We start from the raw sequence: 19,741 nt of genomic DNA, 5'->3' as shown, positions 1-19,741 counted from the left end.
TTCGTCGGCATCGAGGCGTCAGTCTCCGCGAGCCGGGCGACCGGAGTCCATCGGCACGGTCACGATCCTCGCACGGCGTCGCCCGAGGACGAGCTCGAGGCGGCGGACCGTCGCGATCCGTCGGTTCCCCGGCGCCCTTCGACGCGGGCGGAGAGCGCCCGTGGGCGCGCGCCAGGGCCGCGGGCGGAGAGCGCCCGTCGGCGCGCGCCAGGGCCGCGGGTGGATCACCCGTAGACCGCGCGCCTGTAGCGCTCGAACTGCAGGCGAGCCGCGGGCTCGTCCGAGAACGGATAGGGCGCCCCGAGGCGATCGGCCGCCGCGAGGCCCGACACGATCGCGTTCTCGTGGTTGTTGAACATGAGGTAGGCCCCGGCAAAGGAGGTGCGGCGGCGCCCCTGGATGCGCCGCAGGAGCGGGAGCACGCGCAGGAAATACCCCGCGGTGGTCCTGTTGTGCCGCGTCCTTCGCGTGAAGAGGACCCTGTCGGCGCGGATCGTGTCGAGCGGATCGAAGGTCTGAAACACGGAGAGCCCTGCGCCTTCCGGCAGCCACGGCTGGCAGCTGCCGAGGTTGATCGAGATCTCGAGCCGCGTCATGTCGCGGGGAGCGTTGCGCACGTAGTATTGCGTGCCGTTGCCCGGATCGTCGCCGTAATGGTGACGGATGTAGTCGGCGTCGGTGTGCGTCACGAGCGTCACGTCCTGGTACGTGACGCCGCGGAGCGCGAGGCGCTCGAGCGGCGACGCGTCGGCGAGGAGAGGGAGGGCCCGCTCGGCGCTGCACGCGATGAGGATGGCGTCGAGCTCCTCGTGGGCGCCGCCCCGGCGCTCGATCCGCACCCCCCGGGCGCTCCGGACGACCGAGAGGACCTCCGCGTCCGTGTGGACGCGCGCGTTCAGCGCGGCGGCGACGCGCGCGTACACCTCGGCGAGGTCGGGGAAGAACGTGATCGGCGTGGACGGCGCGAGGAAGGTCTCGGCGTCGAGGTCGAAGAGCCTGCTGTCCTCGTCCAGGAAGAGCCCGGCGACGACCGCGGCAGGGACGCGCGCGGAGTCCACGCCCGAGGCGAAGAAGAGCGACATGAGCGGGTACAGGACGCGGTGGCGGAAATCCGCGGAGAAGCGACCGGCGCGCAGCACGGCGTCGATCGGTATCGCGAGGAAGAGCGGCATCGGCGCGCGCCGGACGAGCTCCAGCGCCCGCCGGAAGCGCCGGATCTCCGGCCGCATCCGCGCGATGATCGGAGTCGCCCGCGCGGTGCTCCAGCGCGCGTCGCCCGTCCCCATCGCCACCTGGAGCCGGGTCGGAGACAGGGAGAACCCGAACTCCTCGAAGAAGCGCGCCGTGTTCCTGTACGACGGCGTGCCGAGCAGCACCTGGTCGTTCACCCGCACGGCGCCTCCTCCGGGCAGCGAGACGCCGCGCGTGGTCGCCACGCCGCCCACGTGCGCGGCGGCCTCGTAGACCGAGACGTCGAAGCTGCCCGAGCGGCCCAGGCTCCACGCGGCGGCCAGGCCGGCGGCGCCGGCGCCCACGATGCCTATCCGCTGTTTCTCGGAATTTCCCATGGTGATATCGTGGTTTGTGCTTCTTCGATCGCGCGCCGGCAAGGTCGCTGCCCTCTCCGTGCTGTACCTCGCGCAGGGCTTGCCGTTCGGCTTTCAAGCGACGGCGCTCCCCGTCTTCTTGCGGGCGAGCGGCGTCTCGCTGACCGCGGTGGGGTTCGCGGGGGCGCTCGCGCTGCCGTGGGCGGCGAAGGCGCTCTGGGCGCCGCTCGTCGACCGCTTCGGCTGGGAACGGTTCGGCCGGCGCCGCTCGTGGATCGTGCCGCTCGGCGCGTTGCTCGCGCTCACGTGCATGGCGGCGGCGTTCGTCCCGCCATCACGCCATCTCGGCGGGTTGCTCGCGCTGGTCTTCCTGATGAACTTGCTGGCTGCCACGCAGGACATCGCGGTGGATGGTCTTGCGATCGACGTGCTCGGGCGGGACGAGCTCGGCCTGGCGAACGCCGGGCAGGTGGTCGGCTACAAGGTCGGCATGCTCACGGCCGGCGGGCTGCTCGTCTGGGCGAGCGCCTGGATTGGCTGGCACGGACAGCTCAGCGTGATGGCGGCGCTCGTCCTGCTCTCGGTCCTGGCGGTGTTCGCGCTGCGCGAGCCGCCGGCGAGCGAGGACGAGGCGCGCGAGCGCCGCTCGGTCCGCGAGGTGCTCGCGACGGCCCTCGCCGCGCTGCGGGCGCCGGGGGCGCGGTGGCTCATGGCGTTCCTTGGCACCTACAAGCTCGGCGAGGCGATGGTGGACGCCATGTTCAAGCCGTTCCTCGTCGACGCGGGGTTTCCTCCGCACCGGATCGGCCTCTGGGTGGGAACGTACGGCATGGTCGCGTCGATCGCCGGGTCGCTCGCGGGGGGCTGGTTCGCGCAGAGGCTCTCGTTGCTCGCGGCGGTGGGGGTGACCTCGGTGCTGCGGTCGTTCGCGATGGCGGGCGAGTGGGTCCTCGCCGTGGGGGGCTCACCTGAGGAGGGAGCGGTCATCGCCGTGACGCTGGCGGAGCACCTGTTTGGAGGAGCGCTGACGACGGCGGTGTTTGCCTTCATGATGTCGCGCGCCCGGCGGTCGATCGGCGCGACGCACTACACGGTGCTGGCGAGCGTCGAGGTGCTCGGGAAATCGCCGGCGGTGTGGCTCTCGGGGACGCTCGCCGAGAGATGGGGATATTCCGGCCTGTTTGCGGCGGGGACGGGGCTCTCGGTGGCGTTTCTCGCGCTGCTCATCCCCGTGCGCAGGGAGCGAGAGGGGAGACGGAAGACGTAAGGACGCATGCCGCCCTCCGGCACCCCCGCGAAGCGGGAAGGAGAGACTCCTCCCCCCTCCCTTTGCCAAGAACATGACTCCTCCCCCTCCTCTCTGCTAGCACCCCTCTCCGAGGTGCTCTCTCGCCGTAAGCTCATCCTCGCCCTCACCGCCGCCGCCGGCGTCGCCGCCCTGTCGCGGGAGCTCCTCTCCCGCCCCCCTCGCCACGCCCCCGCGCGACGGGCCCTCAAGCTCCCTCTCGCGCCGAGCGGCTGGCCATTCCCGTACGCCCGCGTCGTGGCCCCGGTCGCGGTGTTCCCTCCCGGCTTCGGGGTTCGCAGGATCTACCTCGACGCGGGCCATGGCGCCCCCGGCAATACCGGCAATCTCTCCTGCTTCTGCGTCGAGGAACAGGCCTTCACGCTCGCCGCGGCGCACGCGCTCGCCGCCCGGCTCAACGCGACGGGCCGCTTCGAGGCGCGCGTGGGCAGGTCCGGCGACCGGCCGCTGCCGTACCCGGAGCGCGTCGAGGACGCCGCCCGCTGGGGCGCCGAGGCCTTCATCAGCCTGCACTCGGACGTGCGCGGCAAGATCGAGACGTGGGCGCCCGCGCCCGAGCTCACGTGCCCCCTCAGCCTCGCTTCCCCGGGGTTCGCCGTGCTCTGGTCCGACGAGGGAGCCCCCTCCCTCAGCGACCGGCGGCTCGCCCTCGCGCGCGCCTTCGCCCGGCGCATGGAGGAAGCTGGCCTCCTCCCCTACCGCGGCGCCGCCTACACCGGCCTCTACGAGGCCGACGCCGCACAGGAGGGCGTCTTCGTCGACCGGCGCCCCCCGGGGCAGCGCATCTACGTGCTGCGCCGCCCGACCATGCCCTCGATCCTCATCGAGACGCACCATGCGCTCGACGCCCGCGAGGCCGCGCGCTGGACCGAGCCCGCCACGCTCGACGCCTTCGCCGCCGCCGCCGCCGCCGCGCTCGCCGACACGCTCGGCAGCGCCGACGCGCTCGTCGACGCGCCCTCCTCGCCGCCGCCCACGTGACGCGCCGCGCCCCGGGCCCCCCGCCGCGCGGCCCCGCCTCAGGACGCCCGCGCGTGCGGTATCGCCGCCTCCGGCTCGTCGCGCCGGGTCGCGCGGAGCCGGAGGCACAGCGCGAGCGCCTCGTCGAGCGTGTCCACCAGGTAGAACTCCAGCGAGCGCCTCACCTCCGCCGGCAAATCGTCCAGATCCGCCTCATTGTCCGCCGGGATCAGGATCTCGAAGATCCCCGCCCGGTGAGCCCCCAGCACCTTCTCCTTGAGCCCCCCGATCGGCAGCACCGTGCCGCGCAGCGTGATCTCCCCGGTCATCGCGATGTCGCTCCGCACCGGCCGGCCCGACAGGGCGCTCACCAGCGCCACCGCCATCGTCACGCCCGCGCTCGGCCCGTCCTTGGGCACCGCGCCCGCCGGAACGTGGATGTGAACGTCCCGCCGCTGCAGCCGGTCGATCGGAACGCCGAGCTCCGCCGCGTGCGCGCGCGCGTAGCTCAGCGCCGCCCGGCCGCTCTCCTTCATGATGTCGCCGAGCTGCCCCGTCAGGACGAAATCGCCCTTGCCAGGCATCACGCTCACCTCGACGTGCATGATGTCGCCGCCCGTCTCCGTGTAATACATGCCGGTCGCGACGCCCGGCTGGTCGTGCTGGAGCCTTCGCTCGGGGCGCATCCTCGGGCGACCGAGCAATTCCTTCACGTGCTCTCCCGTGCTCACCACGGCCCGCTCGATCTCGCCGCTGGCGATCTTGCGCGCAGCCTTTCTCGCCAGGGCGCCCACGGTCCGTTCGAGCTGCCGTACGCCCGCCTCGCGCGTGTAGCCGGTGATCATCTGCACGAGCGCGGCGCTCGAGATCCGCAGCTGATCCTCGCGGAGCCCGCACTCCTCGCGCTGCCGCGGCAAGAGGTACCTCCGGGCGATCTCGTGCTTCTCCTGCTCGGTGTACCCGGCGAACACCGCGGTTTCCATCCGATCGAAGAGCGGCGAGGGGATCGTCTCCCGGAAGTTCGCCGTGCAGATGAACAGCACCTCGGACAGGTCGAACGGCAGCCCGAGGTAGTGATCGACGAAGCCGTCGTTCTGCGCAGGGTCGAGCACCTCGAGCAGCGCCGCGCCCGGATCGCCCTGGAAGGAGACGCCGAGCTTGTCCACCTCGTCGAGGACGATCACCGGGTTCTTCGAGCCCACCCGCTTGATGCCCTGGAGGATGCGGCCCGGCATCGCGCCCACGTACGTGCGACGGTGACCGCGGATGTCCGCCTCGTCGCGCGCCCCGCCCAGCGAGACCCGGACGTACTTGCGCCCGAGCGCCCGCGCGATCGACTCCGCGATGGACGTCTTGCCGGTCCCGGGCGGGCCGAGGAAGAGCAGGATCGGCCCGCGCGAGATCGCGCGGCTCCGCTCGCCGCCGTCCGTCGCCTGCTCCACGCGCAGCTTGCGGACGGCCAGGAACTCGAGCATCCGGTCCTTCACGTCGCCGAGGCCGTGGTGATCCTCGTCGAGGATCGCCCGCGCCCGATCCAGATCGACGTGATCCTCGGTGCGCTGGTTCCACGGCAGCTCCGCCACCCACTCGAGCCAGCTCAAGAGCACCTGCGCCTCGGGCGATGTCTCCCGTCCCATGCGCCGGAGGCGCGCGAGATCCCGCCGGGCCTCCTGCAGGACCTCCGCCGGGAGGCAGGCCCGCTGCAGCTTGTGCTCCAGGCGCGCCGCCGTGTTCTCGTCGTCCTCCTCGCCGAGCTCCTTCTGGATCGCGCGCAGCTGCTCGCGCAGGTAGAGCTCCCGCTGCCGCTCCCCGAGCTCCTCCTCGACGGTCGTCCGGATCTTCTCCTGGGTCTCCACGATGCCGATCTGCCGGTAGAGGTGCAGGGCGAGGGCGCGCATCCGCTCCTCGGTCGAGAGGGTCTCGAGCAACGCCTGCTTCTCGGGGGTCGGGAGATCGAGATAGAAGGCGATGTGGTTCACGAGCTCGCCGGGGCCGTAGATGCTCCCGACGAACTGCTTGAGCACCTCCTCCGGCGCGCCGCGGTGGCGGCCGTACTCGACGGCCCGCTCGCGGACCTCGCGGGCCAGCGCCTCCAGCGCGCTGTCCTCGCCCGGACGGAGGGGGAGATCCGCGAGCTCGATCACCGCGGCGCGGATCACGCCATCGACCTCGGTGTACCGGGGCGCGGCCGCCCGCCGCTCGCAGTAGAGCACGAGCTGGAGGCCCGCCCCGAACCGCTGCACCTGGGTGATGCGGGCGATCACGCCGATCGAGAACAGCCCGCTCGTGGTCGGCTCCTCGGCGGCGTCGCGCTGGGCGACCGCGAAGATGCGCTTGTCCTCTCCCTCCACCCGGAGGGCGGCCTCCACCGCGCGCAACGTCTTCAGCCGCCCGACCGTGATGGGCGTCGCGATGCCAGGGAAGAGCACGGTGTCGCGCAACGACAGCACGGGCAACGATCGGCGCTCGGGCATGGCCGCACCGTCGTGCGAAGCCCATGCCACGGAGGACCGTACCGAAAAGTCCTTTCGGCACGGAAGCTTCGAGAATCATGGTCAGTCGCGCGCGGAGCGATGGTAGGGTCCGCTCCCGATGCCGGCGGACACGTTCACGTTTCAGGCGGATGACGGTCGGGAGCTCTTCGTCTACCGCTGGCTCCCGGGTGAGGCGGCGTGCGGCATCTTCCACATCGCACACGGCATGTCCGAGCACGCGGGCCGCTATGCGCGCCTCGCGGAGGAGCTCAACGCGGCGGGGTGGGCCGTCTATGCGAATGACCACCGCGGCCACGGGAGGACGGCGCGCGACGACGGCGAGCTCGGCTTCTTCGCGAGCCAGGGCGGCTTTCAGCGGGTCGCGCGCGATCTCGCGCAGCTCCTCGATCACGAGAAGCAGGAGCACCCGGGCCTGCCGGTCGTGCTCTTCGGCCACAGCATGGGCTCCACGCTGGCGCAGGAGGTCCTGGTCGAGCATGGCGCCTCGCTCCAGGGCGCGGTGCTCTCGGGCCCCACGGGCACGCCGTACCCGCTCGTGAACGCGGGCCGGCTCCTCGCCCGGGCGGAGCGGCGGCGGCTCGGCGCGCGCGGCCGGAGCCAGCTGCTCCACGCCATGAGCTTCGACGGCTTCAACAAGGCGTTCGCGCCGACGCGCACCGCGTGCGACTGGCTCTCTCGGGACATCTCCGAGGTCGACCGGTACCTCGCCGATCCCCGCTGCGGCTTCCCGGTGACGACCTCGCTCTGGGTCGACCTGCTCGACGGGATGGTGGAGATCGCGAGGCCCGAGCGGCACGCGCGGATCCCGAAGGATCTCCCCATCTACCTCTTTGCCGGCTCCCGCGATCCGGCGGGCGGGCCGCTCCGGGGCGTCACCCGCCTGGTCGAGGCCTATCGCGCGGCCGGCCTCCGCCGCGTGACGCACCGGCTCTACCCCGGCGGGCGCCACGAGATGCTGAACGAGATCAACCGCGAGGAGGTCACGCGCGATCTGCTCGCGTGGCTCGCCGCCGAGGTGAAGGCCGGGGCGGGCGCGCCGGCGAGGCCCGCGGCGGCGGGCGCCGGCGCGGCGTCCGGCTGACGGCGGAGGGGGCCGGCATGGGCAGCAAGGGGCGACCGTACCGCACGCTCGATCTGGGCGGCTTCGAGGTGCTCGTCGGGCGAGGCGACGAGGACAACGACACGCTCACCTTCGACGTCGCCGAGCCGCACGATCTCTGGCTGCACGTGGCCGGCGGCACGCCGGGCAGCCACGTGATCGTGCGCAACCCCGGCCGGGGGGAGGTCCCGCGCGAGGTGGTGGAGCGCGCCGCCGCGGCCGCGGCGTGGTACTCGAAGGCGAGGGGCGCCGCCCGGGTGGAAGTCCACGTGTGCCGGGCCGCGGACGTGAGCAAGCCGCGCGGCGCGCCGCCCGGGCTCGTGCAGCTCGCGCGGTGGAAGAGCGTGCGTGTCCGGCCGGAGATCCCGGGGAAGGGCGCGGGCCTCAAGCTCGATTGACAATGGCCCGGCGGCTCCCGCATCCTGGCCCTCCTCTGACGCGAAGGGCCCGAGGGGCCGCAGGGAGATGCCATGAGCACCGTTCTTCACCGTCTGGACCGGTGGGCCAGCGAGACCCCCGACGCGCCGGCGCAGCGCTACAAGCTCCACGGCGAATGGAAGACCCTGACGGCGCGCGAATACCGCGACCGGGTCTACCACCTCGCGCTGTTCCTCGAGTCGAGGGGGTTCGACTCGAGCCAGATCGGGGCCATTCTCTCGTACAACTGCCCGCAGTGGGTGCACGTGGATCTCGCGGCGCTGCTCCTCGGGGGCAAGTCGGCGGGCCTCTACCCGAACTCCACCGCGAAGGACATCCAGTACATCCTGAGCCACACCGAGGCGACGTTGCTGTCGGTGCAGAACAGGGAGTATTTCCAGAAGATCACGGGGGAGAAGGGCGAGCACGCCATCCCCGAGAGCGTGCGGTGGATCCTCGTCTTCGACGGCGACACGTCGATCCACCCGAAGGCGATCGCGTACGAGCAGGCGCTGGCCGAGGGGCGCGCGCTCTCGAAGCAGGCGGGCGCGAGGACGTTCGCCGAGCGCCTGGCGAAGATCGACCCGAAGGCCGGCGCATTCCTGATTTACACCTCGGGCACGACGGGCAACCCCAAGGGGGCGATGCTCTCGCACGACAACCTGGCCTTCACGTCCGACGTGGTCGTGAAGTACTGGGGCCTGCCGTTCGCGCGGGGCTCGATGTTCTCGTTCCTCCCGCTCTGCCATATCGCCGAGAAGCTGCAGAACGTGGGTGTCGGCATCACGCAGCGCGCGACCGTCAGCTTCTGCTCGAAGTTCGAGAACGTCGCGACCGAGCTGCCCGAGGTGGAGCCCACGCTGCTGCTCTGCGTGCCGCGCCTCTGGGAGAAGATGATGGATGGCGTGCTGGCGAAGGTGCGCGGCGGCAAGGGCGCCAAGAAGAAGCTCGCCGAGTGGGCGCTCTCCGTCGGCGCCCGCGTCGCCGAGGCGAAGTACGCGGGGCGGGCGCCGAGCCCGCTCGACGTGGTGCAGCTCAAGGTGGCCGACCGGCTCGTGCTGGGGAAGGTGCGGGCGGCGCTCGGCCTCGGCAAGGCCGAGCTGCTCGCCTCGGGCGCGGCGGCGCTCGCGCCGCACATCTCGAGGTGGTTCCGCGCGCTCGGCCTCGAGATCCTGGAGGACTTCGGCCAGACCGAGTCGACCGGCGTCATCTGCATGACGGAGCCCGGCGTCGAGAGCGCGGGGACCGTGGGCAAGCCCGTCCCGGGCCTCGAGTTCAAGCTGGCCGAGGACGGCGAGATCCTGACGCGCGGCCGGCACGTGTTCGTGGGCTACTACAAGGACCAGGCGGCGACGGAGGCCGCGCTCGACGAGGGCGGGTGGCTGCGCACGGGCGACCTCGGCGAGTGGAACGAGCGCGGGCAGCTCAAGATCCGGGGCCGCAAGAAGGAGGTCCTCAAGACCTCGGGCGGCAAGATGATCGCGCCGCTCCCGATCGAGGAGAGGCTCAAGGCGGCGGAGATCATCAGCCAGGTGTGCATGGTGGGCGACGGCCGCAAGTACCTCTCCGCGCTCATCACCCTGACCGAGATCAAGCTCGCGGAGCTCCAGGATCGGGGCGCCCTGCGCGGCGACACGGTGATCACGAGCGTCGAGGTGGTGGGCCAGGTGAAGGCGCACGTCGACGCGCTCAACGCGGAGCTCGCCAGCTTCGAGCAGATCAAGAAGTTCACGGTCCTGGGCCGCGAGTTCTCGATCCAGGACGGCGAGATGACGCCGACCCTGAAGATGAAGCGCAGCGTGATCGAGCAGCGCTTCCGCGACGTGATCGATCAGATGTACGCGAGCGCCGGCGAGTGAGGGCGGGGGAGGGCCCCGCCCGCTCTAGTCGCCGGGTCAGGTCCTCGCGAGGTACGCCTCGAGATCGTCGGCGCCGCCGATGTGCTGCCCGTCGATGAAGACCTGCGGCGTCGATGATTTCCCGCTCACGGCCCTGAGCCGGCGCGGCGAGGCGGCGACCTCTTCATAGGGCAGCTTCCGCTCCTCCAGGAGGCGCTTCGCCTTCGCGCAGTAGCTGCACCCCGGCTTCGTGAACATCAGCACGTCCTGCGGCGGCTTCGACTCCGGATCGAGGTGCTTCAGCATCGTGTCCGCGTCCGACGTCTCGTAGGGATCTCCCTCCACCTCGGGCTCGATGAACATCTTCTTGATCACGCCGTCCTCGACCAGCATCGAGTAGCGCCACGAGCGCTTGCCGAACCCGAGCTCCGTCTTGTCGACGAGCATGCCCATCTTGTCCGTGAACTCCCCGTTTCCGTCGGGCAAAAACAGGATGTTGTCGGCGTGCTGGGCCTTGCACCACTCGTCCATCACGAACGCGTCGTTGACGGACACGCACGCGATCGTGTCCACCCCGCGCCGCTGGAACTCGTGGGCGAGCTCGTTGTAGCGCGGCACGTGGCTGCTCGAGCAGGTCGGCGTGAACGCGCCCGGCAGCGCGAACACCACCACCTTCTTGCCCGAGAACACCTCCTTGGAGGTCACGTCCTTCCACTGACCATCGACGCGCGTGCGAAAGGTGACATCCGGGACGCGCTGCCCTTCGAGGTTCTTCAGCATGACTGTCCTGCTCCTCCAGTGGTCTTGTCGTTGCGGTCAGGGACGAGAGCCGTTGTCCCACGTCGCGCGGCGCCCGGCGCGGGCCAGCCGCGGCTCGTCGGAACTTACCCCCGCGCCCCCGGACGGGCCAGCCGTCCCGCGTCGTTCTTGGCCGCGACGAGCGCGCCCGGCGCGGCCGGCTCATCAGGCCGCTGTGGCATTCATGTCACTCCCCGGCGCGTCGTTGGCCGGGCGCGAGGCAGGCTCGACAGGCGCTCTGCGACGCGCAAGGGCCGTATCCCGAGCGCGCCGCCGAGCGCGTCCGGAGGGCCGGAGACCGTGCAGGACCATGCCGGGAGGCTTCAGAGCGGGCGGATCTCGATGCGGTAATTGCCCGGTCCGCCATGGACCAGGATGTCCACGGGGCGATCGCCTGGCCGCAGGCACCGGAAGCGTCGGATCTCGCGCTCGCCGGGCTGCGCGGCGGCGTGCACGGGGAGGCCGATGCTGAGCGGCGCCTGGGCCATGACGGGGGCCACCACCTCGAGAGCCCGCACGAGCTGGTCCGTGGACAGGAGATCGGCCCTGGTGTGCGCACGGTAGCCAGGCACGTTGACCTCCTCGATGTGTGCCGTGCGATCATGCCAGATGCGCGCGAACCGATCCCATGCGGGACTGAACGCCGGCACCTCGAGCGCCTGCGCGAGCGCGTCGCCAAGCGACCGGCCATGGATCGTCAACGAGCAGCGATATCCATCGTCGAGGCCGGCGGACATGCCCCACCACGGCTCGCGCTGAAAGGCGAACCTCTCGAACATGGTGGTATATGATGCATAGATGGGAGCGCAGAAGCCGGAGTCCTCTGGATCCCAGGGCGGGCTCTCGGGCCAGCCGCGATAGATGGTGCCCTCGCGGTCCATCCAGAACTCCAGCATCCCGGAGCCGTCGATGGGCAGGAGCAGCTCTTCCCCGCACACGAGCGCCTCCGAGCGACCGAAGTCGGGGTGGGCCGACAGGGCGCGGTATGTGGCGAGCGGCGTCTTGCCGCCGAGGGTGACACCTCCCGCGCGCGCCTCGAGCTCCAGCACGGGCTCGTGGACCGGCAATCCGCGCTCGGTCAGCATGCGGGCGAGCTCGCGCGGAGGACAGGTCCCGGCCGGGTCGCGCCGGACGTCGAGTCGATCGAGCGCGGTGATGGCGTGCTCGCTCAGCACATCGTGCAGAGACAGGCTCGCCCTCGGCTGCTCGGAGGGAGTTGCGCTGCGTTCGGTCATTCAGTGCCTCACGGGTAGCCTGTACCGTACCCGGAGTGCGGGGGATATGCAGGCCCTGTGGGCGCCGGCACGGCGCTCGGCACGCGGCTGCCGTCCGGGGCGCGCGTGTGCGGGACCGGCGGCTGGGGGCCGCTCCGCCCGCGTCCGGCTGCGATGGCGGCCTGCTGGGCGCGGACCCAGTCCATGCTGGGCGGGCTGAAGTTGGTGCAGTCCGTTCCGTCCCGCGACGTCGCCCCAGGCTGGATGACGGAGGGGTTGGGCCGGCCGTATTGCTGGTGCAGGTTCGCCAGGAGCTGGCTACAGTTGGGGCATGGCGCCCGGGTGCCGACCGTGCCGTCGCTCCGAGGTTGGGTCGAGCTGATGCCGGTGATGGATTGCAGGCAGCGCTGGATGTCTGCGTGGTCGCTCGGGTCCGACGGATCGAGCGGCCGTACCTGTCCGGTCGTGGGATCCCTGCGGTGCTGACCCTCCCATGCCTCGATATATCTGCTCAGCGCGCGTGGCTCGCCGCACGCCGTGGGCGATTGCCCGGGGGGGAGACCGCCGCGGTGTCCCGGATAGATGCCGTCGTTGTCCGGCGCGCGTGGAGGGAACGCCGCCTCCACGACCGGGTGTATCCTGCCCGGCGCGCCGCCGCTCTGCTGGCTGAAGCTGCCGGCGCTGCCGCTCACCTCGGTCGTGACGGGCGGCGCGAGGCCCAGCGGGTCGTGGAACCGGAAAGGTTGCTGGTAGCAGTAAGCGAACGGATCGAGCCCGCCGAGCAGGCCGACCGGATCGGGGCTTATGTACCGGCCGATCCGTGGATCGTAGAAGCGATAGCGGTTGTAGCAGAGCCCGGTCTCCTCATCGAAGTACTGCCCAGGGTACCGGAGCGGCGTATCGGCACGAGCGTTCATCGATGGGTCGATGTACCCCCAGACCGTTGGGCGGAGGTCTGCCAGGATCTCTCCGCTGCCCGAGATGAGCAGCGCCGGGTGCTCACCGGGCCCCTGGACATAGTGGACCCATGCAGCTTCCCGCCGATGGCCCCCGACGATCGTGGTGTCCCGGTGAGCGAGCGGGTGAGGCCCTTCCGTCCGATGGATGTATGTTCGATACCAGAGCACCGGATCCGGGCCATCCGACTCCTTCACCTCGTGGACGAGGACGTCTCGGTCCCATACAAACCGGATCACCGTGACCCTGCCGTCTCGCGTCCGGACCCGCTTTGCGATCCTCCGGGCAAAGGCGTCGTAGACGTTCTCCATCCGCGTCCCATCCGCCAGAACGACCGCGGCGAGCAGGCCGCGAGCGTTCCATTCGTATCGCATGATCGTACCTGCGGACGCCTCTCGTTTCTCGATGCACCGCGTGTTCCTGTCGTACAGGTACTCCGTGGTCCCATGGCGCGCGAGCACGCCGCCCGCTGCGTACGAGCGGGCCGGTGCGCCGGTCGAGGTCTCGTACACTGCGCCAGCGTGGTCATAGACATAGGTTTCCGCACGTCCGTTCGCCGTGAGGCTCGCCAGAATGCGCCCCATCGGATCGTACGTGAGCTCGCGCCGGCCGATGTCGGCCCGGTGCTCCGCGATCAGGTCCCCGCCCAGAGAGTAGGCATAGCTGGCGGAGAACGTGGTGCGTGGCGGTAGGCGACCGACCCATTGTGGCTCGCCCGGGGCGACCGGTCGCGCGCCGGGGGCAATCACATGACGCTCGGCCAAGAAGCCCATCGCATCGAAGCGGCTCCGCAGTATCCCACCCTCGGGGAGGGTGCGGGCCGTCTCGGAGTCGAGCGCATCCCATTCGAACGCCACCTCGACATCTCCCCCGAGGAGCACCCGCGCCGGGAGCCCCATGGCGTTTGGCTCGAACCTCGCTGCGAGGCAGAGAGAGGTGCGCAGCGCCGTGCGTCGTCCAGCCAGCGAATACTCTCCCTCGACCGCGTACGCCCTGCCGCCGAACGTTTGCGTCTCCTTCAGGAGTCGGCCGCGCGCGTCGTAGGTAAACTCGCAACAAACCTCTTCCGTCTCGGCGAGGACGAGGCGGCCCAGCGGGTCGTATTCGAACCTGTCGGCGGTCTCGTCCGCGTACTTGCGCTCAATGACGCGTCCACATGGATCCCGCGTGAGCTCGACGGTCATGCCGTCATCGCTTCGAATGCCCACGATATTCCCCGCGTTATCAAGGCGATAGTCGTGTCTTCTGCCGTCGAACGTACACTCCCCGACGACCCTTCCGGCCACGTCGCGCATGATCCGGTGCACCTCGCCGCGCTCGTTGATGACCTGCACGAGATTGCACTCGCGATCATAACGAAAGCGGACGGATTCGCCCGTGGGCTTGCGGACCTCATGCACGACGCCGTAGCCTCCCCACGAGAGTTGGTACACACCGCCGTCCGCGCCAGCGATCCGGACAGGGCGACCGTCCGCATCGTGCTCGACGCGCTGGATGCCGCCGTTGGGCATCCGGACCGCGGTGAGCAGCCCCCGACCGTCGTAGAAGAACTCGGTGGCGTGTCCCTCCTCGTTCACGAAGGACACGACGCGACCCACCTCATCGTAACGCAGGCTGCGCGGCTTGCCGTGCGGCTCGATGAGCTCGACAAGGTTGCCGTGCGTGTCGTACCGGAACACCGTCTCGGCGCCATCCGGCGTCGTGGCACGGATGCGCTGGCCTCGGTTGTCGTACTGGAAGCGGATGACGCTGCCGTACTCGTCGAGCGTCTCGATGAGCCGTGAATACGTATCATAGCAATAGCGAGCCGATTGACCGAGGGCGTCGATGACCTCCTCGAGGTTGCCACGCTGATTGTATGTGAAGCTGGTCGTCGCTCCCGCTGGATCTGTCATGCCGGTGAGGCGGCCCCCCGCGTCCCGGCGGTAGATGGTGGACGCCGCGTTCTCGTCGGCGTACTCCGTCAGGTGTCCGTGCTCGTCGTACGCGACCGTCGCCACGCCTCGCCCGTTCGTCGCCTTGGTCGCCTTTCCGAGCGTGTTGAACTCGTACCGGCGCACCTGAAGAGAATTGACGACCTCGGTATAACCATCTGCGTACTCGAATCTGCAATGCAGCACGCCCTTGGCCGGGGTCCTTCCGTCGGCGAGGTACTTCGGCACATTGTCTGCCAGCGCCGGGTCGGTGCCGTCTGGATAATCACACCATGGTTCTTGTGCGGCCGGGCGTCCAGCAACGCTCGCGCAGGAGGGGGGCCGCGGCGCGCGGCGTCAGCCGTCCCCGCGCGGCTTATGGCCCCTGATCACCGCGATGGGCAGGGGCCCCACGTCGTGCTGGTCGACCTCGGCCACCTCGGAGAGCCCCGCGCCGGCGAGCAGCGCGGGGAGCCTGCCCGCGAGGTGATCCTCGAACCGCGAGGCCCGGAAGAGCGCCCGCGCGAGGGCGCGGCCCGGCGCGCTGCGCGGCGACCCGAGGTCGGCGAGGACCAGCGCGCCGCCCGGACGGAGCACGCGGACGATCTCCCGCGCCGTCCGCTGCTTGTCGTCCGCGGTGAGGTGGTGGAACATCAGGGTGGACACCACGCGGTCGAACGTGCCGTCCGGGTACGGCAGCGCCCAGGCGAGGGCGCGCTCGAAGCGCACGCCCGCGCCGGCGCGCTCGTCCTTCTCGCGGGCGAGGGCGAGGACCTTGTCGTCGCCGTCGACGCCGCGGACCTCCACGCCGGGGTGGCGCTGCTTCGCGAGCAGGGCCAGGGTGCCCGTGCCGCACCCCACGTCGAGCAGCCGCTGGCCGGGGGCGAGCTCTGCGTGCGTGAGGACCCGGCTCCGGAAGGCGTCCTCGCGCATCACCCAGCGCACCACCGGGTCGTAGAAGCGTGTCAGGGCGGCCGGGCCGAGGGCGTGAATGTATCGAGCGGTCGTGTTCATGGCGTCTCCTCCGTGGAACGTCTCCCCGGGGGACGCACGGCGCGCGCGCTCATTACACCCCGATCGTGGCGATCCCGGTCCCGGAGGTGCTCCAGCCCCGGGGGGCCCGCCGCGGCGCCGCGCGATCGCCCGGGCGCCGAGGGCCGCGCTCTCCCGACAGCCCGCTCCCCGCGACCGCGCTCCCCCCGCGCTCGGCGCCAGGTCCAGGCGTCGATGCGGCGCTCGGCGTCGTGCCTTCCGGCATCGAAGATGGATGTCTCGCGCCGGCGCTCTCAAACAATCTTCGAGAAGGAGGATCCATCCTCCACAATGCCCAAACCCGCATCGAGGCCGGGATCGTGGTGCAGTTCGGACTGGCCATCGCTCCCGCGGGCCTGGTATGAACGTGCTGGCGGTGCGAGTAGTAGTGGACGGGCTATCGCAGGTAAGTCGCCGGGCGGTCTGTCACGAAAACGCCCCCCTCGGGCCGAGCGCGTCTCTCGGCCCGAGCGCTTTTGTAACCCGGCGAAGGGCGCTCCGCGCGCCCTCCGGTCGAGCGCTCGCCGTCACGAGCGCGGCCCGGGCCGGCAGGCCCGCCGCCGGTCAGGCGGAGAGCGCCCCGCCCGCCGGCGCTCACTCGCGCTGACAGGTCTTGTACTCTTCGAAGACCTCGATGCACGGGGCCGCGAAGTCGGTCCTGCAGGGAATCGCGGTGTCCATGCACGCGAAGAGCGGCTCGAGCCAGTCCGAGACCCACGCGCAGGGCGTGTCGTCGGGGATGTAGATGCCCGTCATGCACTCGAAGTACTCCCCGGCCTGGGCGCTGCACTCACGCGGTCCGGAGAGCAGCGATGCGCACTGCGCTCGACACGCGTTGTCGGGGCACGCCGGGTCGAAGAGCGCGCAGAAGGCGTGGCACGACTCCATCGGGGAGGGGCCCGGCGCCGTGGCGCCCGTGCCGGCGCCGCTCGTCCCGACCGCGCCGGTCCCCCCGGAGCCGGTGGGCTCCCCGTCGACGACCACGTTGCCGCCGCAGCCGCTCGCCCCCGCGAGCGCCACGAGCGAAGCCAAGAATGTCGAGATCAGCGCCGTTCGCATGCCGGCATCCTACACCGGGGCGCGCTCGCCGCGTCGATCACTCCACCGACTGCGCCTGCTCGATGGCGTCCTCGCGGCGCTCGCGGCGGTTGCACGCGAGCACCTTCTTGCGGACGCGCACCGCGTCGGGCGTGACCTCGACGAGCTCGTCGCCGTCGATCCACTCCATCGCCGTCTCGATCGTGAGCAGCCGCGGGCTGGCGAGCAGGACGTTCTCGTCCTTGCCGTGGTTGCGCACGTTCGACAGCTTCTTCTCCTTGATCACGTTGACGTCGGTGTCGTTCGGCCGGTTGTGCTCGCCGATGATCATCCCCTCGTAGACCTCGACGCCGGGGACGATGAAGAACGTGCCGCGCGGCTGCAGGTGGTGCAGCGCGTACGGGGTCGCCACGCCGGTGCGGTCGGCGACGATGGCCCCGGTCGGGCGGCGCATCATGGGGCCGCCCCAGGGGGCCCAGCCGTCGAACATCGTGTTGAGCAGGCCCGTCCCGCGCGTCGCCGTCAGGAACTCGCCCCGGAAGCCGATGAGCCCGCGCGACGGCACGCGGAACTCCAGGCGCGCGCGCCCGAAGCCGGGGTTCGTCATCTTCACCATCCGGCCGCGCCGCGTGCCCAGGCGCTCGGTCACGACGCCCACGTAGGTGTCCGGCACGTCCACGACCACGAGCTCGACCGGCTCCATGACCTCGCCGTCGATCTCGCGCGTGACCACCTCGGGGTTCGAGAGCTGCATCTCGTAGCCCTCGCGCCGCATCGTCTCGACCAGGATCGCGAGCTGGAGCTCGCCGCGGCCGAGCACGACGAACGTGTCCGGCACCTCGGTCGGCTCCACCCGGATCGCGAGGTTCTTCATCGCCTCGCGCTCGAGCCGCTCCTTCAGGTGACGGCTCGTGAGGAACTTCGACTGCTTGCTCTTGCCGGCGAACGTCGACGTGTTCACGCCGATCTTCATCTTGATCGTCGGCTCCTCGACGACGATCCGGGGCAGCGCCTCGGGGGTCGACGGATCGGTGATCGTGTCGCCGATCGTGACCGACTCGAGCCCCGCGATCGCCACCACCTCGCCCGCGGCGGCGCTCTCGACCGGGACGCGCTTGAGCCCCTCGTAGGCGTAGAGCACCTTCACGTAGCCGCGCGACGGCCCCGCCTCGCCGAGGAGCGTGACGTCGGCGCCGGAGCGGGCGGTGCCCCGCATCACGCGGCCGACCGCGATCCGCCCCACGTACTCGTCGTGCGTCGTGTTGCAGACGATGACCTGGAGCGGCCCCTCGGGGTCGCCGGACGGCCCGGGGATCCGCTCGAGGATGGTCTCGAAGAGCGGCTCGAGGTCCTTGGCCTCGTGCTCGAGCTCGCGCTTGGCCTGGCCGAGCTTCCCGATCGCGTAGAGCGTCGCGAAGTCCATCTGCGCGTCGCTCGCCTCGAGGTCGCAGAAGAGGTCGAACACCTCGGAGAGCACCTCGTGGGCGCGCGCGTCGCTGCGGTCGATCTTGTTGATGACGACGATGACCGGGAAGCCGCGCTGGAGGCACTTCGACAGCACGAACCGGGTCTGCGGCAGCGGGCCCTCGGCGGCGTCGACGAGGAGCAGCGCCCCGTCGGCCATCATCAGCGTGCGCTCGACCTCCCCGCCGAAGTCGGAGTGGCCGGGCGTGTCGACGACGTTGATCTTGATCCCGCGGTACCGGACGCTGGTGTTCTTCGCGAGGATGGTGATGCCGCGCTCCCGCTCGAGGTCGTTCGAGTCCATGACCCGCTCGGCCACGACCTCGTTCTCTCGGAAGGCGCCCGACTGGCGCAGCATGTGATCGACGAGCGTGGTCTTCCCGTGGTCGACGTGGGCGACGATGGCGATGTTGCGAAGGTCTTTACGCGGCATATACGGCGGCGGCCGTGTAGCACGCGGCACACGGAGGAGCGAGCCCATCCTGCACGAGCTCGATCGTCCGGCCGGGGATGCGGCTTGGACGCGCGCCGGGCGCGGCGGTAAAATCCCTCGCGATGTTGCCCACGGGAAAGCTTGCCCCGCCGAGCGAGACGCGGCGGCATCGCCGCCGCCCGTCGCCGATCCATTTCCCTGACGAGGCGGAAGTGCCCGAGACCAAGCGCCACCTCGAGCTGAGAACGCTGCTCTACCTGGTGCTCAAGCGCTTCGCGGACCGCCACAGCATCGGGAGCGACCAGTTCGTGTACTGGCACGCGTCCGATCCGTCGCGCTGCGTGGCGCCGGACGCGTTCGTGCGCCTCGGGACGCCGGACACGCCGTTCCGGTCGTGGAAGACGTGGGAGCGCGGCGCCCCGGAGCTCGCCGTGGAGATCGTCAGCGACAGCGACGCGGAGCCGGCGCCGTGGGCGGAGAAGCTCGCGCGGTACCACGAGCTCGGCGTCGTCGAGCTCGTGCGCTTCGATCCGGCGGCGGAGGAAGGGGAGCGGCTGCGGGTCTGGGATCGGGTCGACGGCGACCTGGTCGAGCGTGACGTGGAGGGAGATCGCGCGGCGTGCGACGCGCTGGGCCTGTACTGGGTCGTGGCGCCCGCGGAGGGCCAGCCCGTCGCCCTGCGCCTGGCCCGCGACGCGGCCGGCCGCGAGCTGCTGCCGACGCCGAGCGAGAGCGCCAGGGCGGAGGCCGAGGCGCGCCGGGCGGAGGCCGAGGCGCGCAGGGCGGCCGAGCGCCGCATCGCCGAGCTGGAGGCCGAGCTGCGCCGGCGAGGCGGAGGCTGACGCGGCGCGGGCCGCCGGGGATCCTGAAGAGTAGCCCTTCGCCGAGAGCCCTTCGCCAACGGGGCCAGCGGACGACCGGCGCCGAGCTCCGCCAGCGGACGACCGGCGCCGAGCTCCGCCAGCGGACGACCGGCGCCGAGCTCCCACGAGGCGGTTGACAGACGAGCGAGCGCCGCCCTAGGGTGCGCGCCGTGCTGGTGCCTGGGCGCTCGCCCAGGCTGACTAGGGAACCCGGTGAGATTCCGGGGCTGCCCCGCAGCGGTAAGCGAGAACGACCTCCACGACACGCACTGGCCCGTCGAGGGCTGGGAAGCGGTGGACAGTAGGAAGCCGGCCAGGCCGGAGCGCTCGCAAGCCCGAAGACCTGCCAGCATCCGGCGGCAGGAGA

At 70.9% G+C, this 19,741-nt stretch carries 14 protein-coding genes and 1 riboswitch; of the genes, 6 read left to right on the top strand and 8 right to left on the bottom strand.

Features of this window, described 5'->3' with window-relative positions; all coding sequences use genetic code 11:
* Positions 1–224 precede the first annotated feature (224 nt).
* Positions 225–1,568: an FAD-dependent oxidoreductase gene (locus WMF31_RS31960; protein ID WP_436605574.1), complete on the bottom strand. Its 1,344-nt coding sequence runs from the start codon at positions 1,566–1,568 to the stop codon at positions 225–227.
* 16 nt (positions 1,569–1,584) lie between these two features.
* On the opposite strand from WMF31_RS31960, the gene WMF31_RS31955 reads away from it, so the two are divergent.
* Both WMF31_RS31955 and WMF31_RS31950 read left to right on the top strand, forming a co-directional pair.
* Positions 1,585–2,814 (top strand): MFS transporter, encoded by a 1,230-nt coding sequence (locus tag WMF31_RS31955; RefSeq protein ID WP_436605573.1) that lies wholly within the window; start codon positions 1,585–1,587, stop codon positions 2,812–2,814.
* A 114-nt stretch (positions 2,815–2,928) separates the two neighbouring features.
* A complete protein-coding gene (locus tag WMF31_RS31950; RefSeq protein WP_436605572.1) occupies positions 2,929–3,834 on the top strand; it encodes an N-acetylmuramoyl-L-alanine amidase family protein in 906 nt (301 codons plus the stop codon).
* 38 nt (positions 3,835–3,872) lie between these two features.
* Here the strand turns inward: WMF31_RS31950 and lon are convergent, their stop codons facing one another.
* Positions 3,873–6,287, bottom strand: coding sequence for an endopeptidase La (lon, locus tag WMF31_RS31945; RefSeq protein WP_436605571.1), 2,415 nt, complete (start codon positions 6,285–6,287; stop codon positions 3,873–3,875).
* Positions 6,288–6,405: 118 nt separating this feature from the next.
* Between lon and WMF31_RS31940 the strand changes: the two genes are divergently transcribed.
* The 3 genes from WMF31_RS31940 to WMF31_RS31930 all read left to right on the top strand — a co-directional run bounded on the left by WMF31_RS31940 (position 6,406) and on the right by WMF31_RS31930 (position 9,683).
* Positions 6,406–7,389 (top strand): lysophospholipase, encoded by a 984-nt coding sequence (locus WMF31_RS31940; RefSeq protein WP_436605570.1) that lies wholly within the window; start codon positions 6,406–6,408, stop codon positions 7,387–7,389.
* Between the two features lie 17 nt (positions 7,390–7,406).
* Positions 7,407–7,805: an NFACT RNA binding domain-containing protein gene (locus WMF31_RS31935; RefSeq protein ID WP_436605569.1), complete on the top strand. Its 399-nt coding sequence runs from the start codon at positions 7,407–7,409 to the stop codon at positions 7,803–7,805.
* Positions 7,806–7,877: 72 nt separating this feature from the next.
* Positions 7,878–9,683, top strand: a complete 1,806-nt coding sequence (locus WMF31_RS31930) for an AMP-dependent synthetase/ligase (RefSeq protein WP_436605568.1) — start codon at positions 7,878–7,880, stop codon at positions 9,681–9,683.
* Positions 9,684–9,719: 36 nt separating this feature from the next.
* Here the strand turns inward: WMF31_RS31930 and WMF31_RS31925 are convergent, their stop codons facing one another.
* The 6 genes from WMF31_RS31925 to typA form a co-directional block, all read right to left on the bottom strand.
* Positions 9,720–10,442 (bottom strand): glutathione peroxidase, encoded by a 723-nt coding sequence (locus tag WMF31_RS31925; protein ID WP_436605567.1) that lies wholly within the window; start codon positions 10,440–10,442, stop codon positions 9,720–9,722.
* Between the two features lie 341 nt (positions 10,443–10,783).
* Positions 10,784–11,695 (bottom strand): hypothetical protein, encoded by a 912-nt coding sequence (locus tag WMF31_RS31920; protein ID WP_436605566.1) that lies wholly within the window; start codon positions 11,693–11,695, stop codon positions 10,784–10,786.
* 8 nt (positions 11,696–11,703) lie between these two features.
* Positions 11,704–14,793: an RHS repeat-associated core domain-containing protein gene (locus tag WMF31_RS31915; protein WP_436605565.1), complete on the bottom strand. Its 3,090-nt coding sequence runs from the start codon at positions 14,791–14,793 to the stop codon at positions 11,704–11,706.
* Between the two features lie 108 nt (positions 14,794–14,901).
* Complete coding sequence (locus WMF31_RS31910; RefSeq protein WP_436605564.1) at positions 14,902–15,558, bottom strand: class I SAM-dependent methyltransferase; 657 nt, start codon at positions 15,556–15,558, stop codon at positions 14,902–14,904.
* 612 nt (positions 15,559–16,170) lie between these two features.
* Positions 16,171–16,635: a hypothetical protein gene (locus WMF31_RS31905; protein WP_436605563.1), complete on the bottom strand. Its 465-nt coding sequence runs from the start codon at positions 16,633–16,635 to the stop codon at positions 16,171–16,173.
* A gap of 37 nt (positions 16,636–16,672) precedes the next feature.
* Positions 16,673–18,559 carry a translational GTPase TypA gene (gene typA / locus WMF31_RS31900; protein ID WP_436605562.1) on the bottom strand — a complete coding sequence of 629 codons (1,887 nt, stop codon included), beginning with the start codon at positions 18,557–18,559 and terminating at the stop codon, positions 16,673–16,675.
* A 164-nt stretch (positions 18,560–18,723) separates the two neighbouring features.
* Here typA and WMF31_RS31895 point away from each other — a divergent pair, with 164 nt between their 5' ends.
* Positions 18,724–19,353 (top strand): Uma2 family endonuclease, encoded by a 630-nt coding sequence (locus WMF31_RS31895; protein WP_436605561.1) that lies wholly within the window; start codon positions 18,724–18,726, stop codon positions 19,351–19,353.
* Positions 19,354–19,531: 178 nt separating this feature from the next.
* Positions 19,532–19,739: riboswitch (cobalamin riboswitch) on the top strand.
* Positions 19,740–19,741 lie beyond the last annotated feature (2 nt).

The sequence above is a fragment of the Sorangium sp. So ce1036 genome (assembly GCF_051369805.1).
Classification (GTDB): domain Bacteria; phylum Myxococcota_A; class Polyangia; order Polyangiales; family Polyangiaceae; genus Sorangium; species Sorangium cellulosum_F.
This window is presented reverse-complemented; position numbering and strand designations above follow the sequence as displayed.

Excerpts from the sequence above, each read along its gene's own strand:
- WMF31_RS31925 (WP_436605567.1), bottom strand. The coding sequence starts at position 10,442 with ATGCTGAAGAACCTCGAAGGGCAGCGCGTCCCGGATGTCACCTTTCGC.
- WMF31_RS31920 (WP_436605566.1), bottom strand. The coding sequence starts at position 11,695 with ATGACCGAACGCAGCGCAACTCCCTCCGAGCAGCCGAGGGCGAGCCTG.
- WMF31_RS31960 (WP_436605574.1), bottom strand. The coding sequence starts at position 1,568 with ATGGGAAATTCCGAGAAACAGCGGATAGGCATCGTGGGCGCCGGCGCC.
- typA (WP_436605562.1), bottom strand. The coding sequence starts at position 18,559 with ATGGGCTCGCTCCTCCGTGTGCCGCGTGCTACACGGCCGCCGCCGTAT.
- WMF31_RS31910 (WP_436605564.1), bottom strand. The coding sequence starts at position 15,558 with ATGAACACGACCGCTCGATACATTCACGCCCTCGGCCCGGCCGCCCTG.
- WMF31_RS31935 (WP_436605569.1), top strand. The coding sequence starts at position 7,407 with ATGGGCAGCAAGGGGCGACCGTACCGCACGCTCGATCTGGGCGGCTTC.
- WMF31_RS31930 (WP_436605568.1), top strand. The coding sequence starts at position 7,878 with ATGAGCACCGTTCTTCACCGTCTGGACCGGTGGGCCAGCGAGACCCCC.
- WMF31_RS31940 (WP_436605570.1), top strand. The coding sequence starts at position 6,406 with ATGCCGGCGGACACGTTCACGTTTCAGGCGGATGACGGTCGGGAGCTC.
- WMF31_RS31905 (WP_436605563.1), bottom strand. The coding sequence starts at position 16,635 with ATGCGAACGGCGCTGATCTCGACATTCTTGGCTTCGCTCGTGGCGCTC.
- lon (WP_436605571.1), bottom strand. The coding sequence starts at position 6,287 with ATGCCCGAGCGCCGATCGTTGCCCGTGCTGTCGTTGCGCGACACCGTG.